At 64.4% G+C, this 5755-nt stretch carries 1 protein-coding gene and 1 pseudogene; both read left to right on the top strand.

All coding sequences use genetic code 11. The features are described from left to right. Positions 1 to 74: 74 nt before the first annotated feature. Positions 75 to 5147 (top strand): annotated as a pseudogene (locus AACY31_RS28155) (amino acid adenylation domain-containing protein); the annotation flags it as partial. Continuing rightward, positions 5136 to 5755: AMP-binding protein (locus tag AACY31_RS29165; RefSeq protein ID WP_445261592.1), on the top strand; the 620-nt coding region annotated here is incomplete at its 3' end. The pseudogene AACY31_RS28155 and the gene AACY31_RS29165, both read left to right, overlap by 12 nt.

Below are 5755 nucleotides of genomic sequence, written 5' to 3'. Positions count from 1 at the left end.
TGTATCGCACTGGCGACCTGGGCCGCTACCTGCCGGACGGCAACATCGAATACCTGGGCCGCAACGACGACCAGGTGAAGATCCGTGGTTTCCGCATCGAACTGGGCGAGATCGAAGCCAAGCTCGCGCAACACGACGCCTTGAGCGAAACCGTGGTCCTGGCCCGTGAGGATGTGCCGGGCGACAAACGTCTGGTGGCCTACTTCACCCAGCATTCACCTATAGACATCGAAACCCTGCGTACGCACCTGCAAGCGCAACTGCCGGCCTATATGGTGCCCACCGCCTACATGCGTCTGGATGCCTTGCCCCTGACGCCGAACGGCAAGCTCGACCGCAAGGCCCTGCCGGCACCGGATCTGGATGCCGTCATCTCCCGTGGCTACGAAGCCCCGCAAGGCGAGGTCGAAACCACCCTGGCGCAGATCTGGCAAGACTTGCTGGGCTTGCAACAGGTCGGTCGCCATGATCAGTTCTTCGAACTGGGCGGGCATTCGTTGCTGGCGATCCAATTGATTTCCCAGGTGCGTCTGCGCCTGGGTGTGGAGCTGGGCCTGACCGAATTGTTCGCCCAACCTCAACTGATGGGGTTGGCGCAGGCAGTGGCTCGGGCCGGGCGCAGCACATTGCCGGAGATCGTCCGGGTTTCGCGAGAGGACGACCTGCCCCTGTCGTTCGCCCAGCAGCGCCTGTGGTTCCTGGCGCAGATGGAAGGGGCCAGCACGGCCTACCACATGCCCGCCGGGCTGCGCCTGCGCGGGGTGCTGGATCGCTGCGCCTTGCAGCGGGCGCTGGATCGCATCGTTGCTCGTCACGAGGCCCTGCGGACCACCTTTGTGCAGGTCAAGGGTGAAGAGCCTCGGCAGCGCATCATGCCCGCCGAGATCGGCTTCGCGCTGCTGCAACATGACTTCTCCGGCCAGGCCGACGCCGAGGACCAACTGCACGCGCTGGCAGCAGAGGAAGCCACCGACACCTTCAGCCTGGAACATGGCCCATTGATTCGCGGCCGCCTGATCCGCCTCGCCAGCGAGGACCATGTGTTGCTGGTAACCATGCATCACATCGTGTCGGACGGCTGGTCCATCGGCGTGTTGATCAAGGAACTGGCGGCGCTTTATGAGGCGTTCCGTCATGACCTGGATGATCCATTGCCGACCCTGACGGTGCAGTACGGCGACTACGCGGTTTGGCAACGTCGCTGGTTGAGCGGCGAGGTGCTGCAGACCCAAAGCAATTACTGGCGACAAACCCTGGCCGATGCGCCTGCGTTGCTGATGCTGCCCACCGACCGTGCGCGGCCTGCGCAACAGGACTATGCCGGGGCGACATTGCCGGTGGTCTTCGACGCCGACTTGACCGCGAACCTCAAGGCCCTGAGCCAGCGCCATGGCGTCACGCTGTACATGACCGTGATGACGGCCTGGGGCGCGTTGTTGAGCCGGCTTTCGGGCCAGGATGATGTGGTGATCGGCTCGCCGGTGGCCAACCGCACGCGCTCGGAAGTCGAAGGGCTGATCGGTTTCTTCGTCAACACCTTGGCCGTGCGCATCGATCTCTCGGGGGCGCCAACCGTGGCAACCCTGTTGGCCCGGGTCAAGGTCCAGGCCCTGGGCGCCCAGGCGCATCAGGACCTGCCATTCGAACAAGTGGTGGAAGTGCTCAAGCCGGTGCGCAGCCTGGCCCACAGTCCGCTGTTCCAGGCCATGCTGTCCTGGCAGACCCATGACAACACCGAACTGGTGTTGGGGGACTTGAAACTCGAAGGCTTGGGGGCGGCAAGCAACGTCGCCAAATTCGACGTGTCCCTGGAGCTGGGCGAGATCCAGGGGCAGATGTTTGGTGCCCTTGAATACGCCACGGCGTTGTTCGACAAACGTACGGTGCAGCGTTACCTCGGCTACTTCGAGCGCCTTCTGCGGGCCATGGTCGCCAACGACCAGGTCCAGGTCGAACGGATTGCGCTGCTGGACGATGTCGAACGTGAGCATTTGCTGACCTGTCTTAACGCTACCCAGGTAGCGAACCCGCGTGAGCAGACCATCCATCAGTTGTTCGAAGCCCAGGTCGAGGCTCGACCGGACGCCATCGCCGTCTTGTGCGGTGATGAGCGACTGAGTTACGCCGAACTGAACCACCAGGCCAACCAGATGGCTCATCACCTGATCGGCCTGGGCATCCGCCCGGATGACCGGGTGGCGATCTGTGTTGAACGCGGAGCCGAAATGCTCATTGGCCTGTTGGCCATCCTCAAGGCCGGTGCCGGTTACGTGCCGCTCGACCCGGCGTTTCCAGCCGAACGCTTGGCCTACATGCTCGCCGACAGTGCCCCGGTGGCACTGCTGAGCCAAGATGAACTGCTAGGTCGTCTGCCGGCGTTGACGGTGCCGGTGGTGCTGCTCGACCGCGCCGAGCGCGCGCGTTGCGGCATCGCCGCCGGTCGTGACGATAATCCGCTCGTTGCCTCCCTGGGCGCGCGCCACCTGGCCTACGTCATCTACACCTCGGGCTCCACCGGCAACCCCAAAGGGGTGATGGTCGAACACCGGGGCCTGGTCAACTACTGCGTCGATGCGGTCCGCTTGTTCGGCCTGACACCGGCGGACACGGTGCTGCAACAGAACACCCTGAACTTCGACCTGTCGGTGGAAGAAATCTTCCCGGCGCTGCTGGCCGGTGCCACCCTGGCGCCGACCCGGCAGCTGTTTGGCAGTGCCGAGTTGCAACAAAATGGCGATATCCGCCCGACGTTCCTGCATCTGACAGCGGCCCATTGGCATACCCTCGTGGCCGAATGGCACAACACGCCGGCCCAGGCTCGGGACCATTTGCGCGACGTGCGGCTGATCAACGTCACCGGTGATGCCTTGTCGACGCAGAAATTGCAGATATGGGACGCGGTTCGTCCCGCCCATACGCGGTTGGTCAACACCTATGGCCCGACCGAGGCCACGGTGTCCTGCACGGCCGCCTACATGGAGCATGACGCGGTCGATGGCATCCTCGGCAACGCCTGCATTGGCAGGCCGATGGCCAACACCCGGATCTACCTGCTTGATGCGCACCGCCAGCCTGTGCCGTTCGGGGTCATGGGGGAAATCTTCATCGGTGGTGACGGTGTGGCGCGCGGTTACCTGAACCTTGACGCCATCAGCGCCGAACGCTTCCTGGCCGATCCGTTCAGCGACCAGCCCGATGCGCGCCTGTACAAGACCGGTGACTTGGCCCGTTATCGTCCGGACGGACGCCTCGAATACCTGGGCCGCAACGACTTCCAAGTCAAGGTCCGTGGGTTCCGTATCGAACTGGGCGAGATCGAGGCCCGGCTGGGCGACTGTGCCGGGGTCAAGGAAGCGGCGGTGATCGTGCGCGAAGACACCCCGGGCGACAAACGCCTGGTGGCCTATGTGGTGCCGCAGGCCGGGACGCGCCTGGACGCGGCGACCTTGCGTGCGCAGTTGTCGACGCAATTGGCCGAATACATGCTGCCCGGCGCGTTTGTCAGCCTCGCCGCATTGCCGCTGACGCCGAACCGCAAGCTCGACCGCCAGGCGCTGCCGGCGCCCGATGCCGAGGCGTACGCCAGCCGCACCCATGAAGCGCCTCAGGGCAACACGGAAATCGTCCTGGCGCAGATCTGGCAGACCCTGCTCAAAGTCGAGTCGGTGGGCCGCCACGACCATTTCTTCGAATTGGGGGGGCATTCCTTGCTGGTGATGCGCTTGATCGCCCAGGTACGCGAGCAATTGGGCATGGAACTGAACCTGAGGGATGTCTTTGCCCAACCGCAATTGAATGCGCTGGCCCAAGTGCTCTCCCAGGCGGCACACAGCACCCGACCCGGTATCGTGCCGGTGTCCCGCGAACAGGCGTTGCCGTTGTCCTTCGCCCAGCAGCGCCTTTGGTTCCTGGCGCAACTGGACGGGACCAGCGCGGCGTATCACATCCCCACTGGCCTGCGCCTGCGAGGCGCGCTGGATACGTCGGCGCTCACCCGCGCACTGGATCGTATCGTCGCCCGTCACGAGGCCCTGCGTACCACTTTTGTGCAGGCGCAGGGGCAGGAAGTAGAACAGCGCATTGCCCCGGCCGACGTCGGTTTCGCGTTGCAGTTGCAGGCCTTGGCAGGGTGCGCGGACGCCGAAACCGAGCTGCTGGTCCTGGCCGAGGAGGAGGCTCGCCAGGCCTTCGACCTGGCCCATGGCCCGCTGGTACGTGGCCGACTGGTGCGGATGGCGGAGGATGATCACGTGCTGTTGGTGACCCTGCACCATATCGTCTCCGATGGCTGGTCCGCCGATCTGCTGACCCATGAATTGGGCGTGCTGTACGAAGCGTTCCGTCAGGGCCAGGACGATCCATTGCCGGCGTTGCCGATTCAGTACGCGGACTATGCCCTTTGGCAACGGCGCTGGCTCACCGGGGAAGTCTTGGCCGAACAGGAACGCTTCTGGCAGCAGACCCTGGCCGACGCACCAGCCTTGTTGACGTTGCCAACCGATCGGCCACGGCCTGCGCAGCAAGATCACGCCGGCGCGGTGGTGGGGATCGTCCTCGACGAAACCCTGACCCAAGGCCTCCAGGCGTTGAGCCAGCGACATGGCGCTACCTTGTTCATGACGGTCATGGCCGCCTGGGCCACGGTGCTCAGTCGCCTGTCCGGCCAGCACGACGTGGTCATCGGTACGCCGGTGGCGAACCGCATGCAAGCGGAAGTCGAAGGCTTGATCGGTCTGTTCGTCAACACGCTGGCGCTGCGCGTCGATGTGGCGGACGGACTGACGGTGCAAGCCTTGTTGCAACACGTGAGGGCTCGGACCCTGGACGCCCAGGCGCACCAGGACCTGCCATTCGAACAAGTGGTGGAAGTGGTCCGGCCATTGCGCAGCCTGTCCCATAGCCCGGTGTTCCAGGCCATGCTGTCCTGGCAGAACAGCGAAGCCACGGGGTTGGAACTGGGCGATATGTCGCTGCAAGGGTTGGGCGCAACCAGCCGCACCGCGAAATTCGACGTGTTGCTGGACATGGCCCTGATCGATGGGCGCCTGTTCGGTTCGCTGGAATACGCCACGGCGCTGTTCGACCCTGCCATGGCGGAGCGCTACCTCGGTTACCTGGAGGGCGTGCTGCGGGCCATGGTGGCTGATGAACAGACCCTCGTGGCGCAGATTCCGCTGCTGGCTGACAACGAACGCCGGCATCTGTTGGAAACGCTCAATGCCACGGCGGTCGATTACCCGCAGGGCCTGACCTTGCACGGCTTGTTCGAAATACGGGTCGCGGCCTGTCCGGATGCCGTCGCGGTTGTCTCTGGCGAGGCAGCGTTGAGCTACTCGCAATTGAATACGCGCGCCAACCAGGTCGCTCATCGCCTATTGGAACTGGGCATTCGCCCGGATGACCGCGTGGCGATCTGTGCCGATCGCAGCCTGGACATGGTGGCGGGCCTGCTGGGCATTCTCAAGGCCGGCGCGGCGTATGTGCCGCTGGACCCGGATTACCCAGCCGAGCGCCTGGCCTACATGCTGGAAAACAGCGCGCCGAGGGTGGTGCTGACCCAGCGCGCCTTGCAGGCGAGCCTGCCGGCTACGCAGGCGCGGACCCTGCTGCTGGATGAGGCGCAAGGGTTCTCGATGCAGCCCACCGACAATCCGCAGGTTGAAGGCTTGCATGCCCATCACCTGGCCTATGTCATCTACACCTCGGGCTCCACGGGCCTGCCCAAAGGCGTGATGAACGAGCACGGCGCGGTGGT

This window comes from Pseudomonas sp. RL_105y_Pfl2_101 (assembly GCF_963970585.1).
GTDB lineage: Bacteria > Pseudomonadota > Gammaproteobacteria > Pseudomonadales > Pseudomonadaceae > Aquipseudomonas.
The sequence above is the reverse complement of the archived record's forward strand: the minus strand, read 5'-3'. Positions and strand labels throughout refer to the sequence as shown.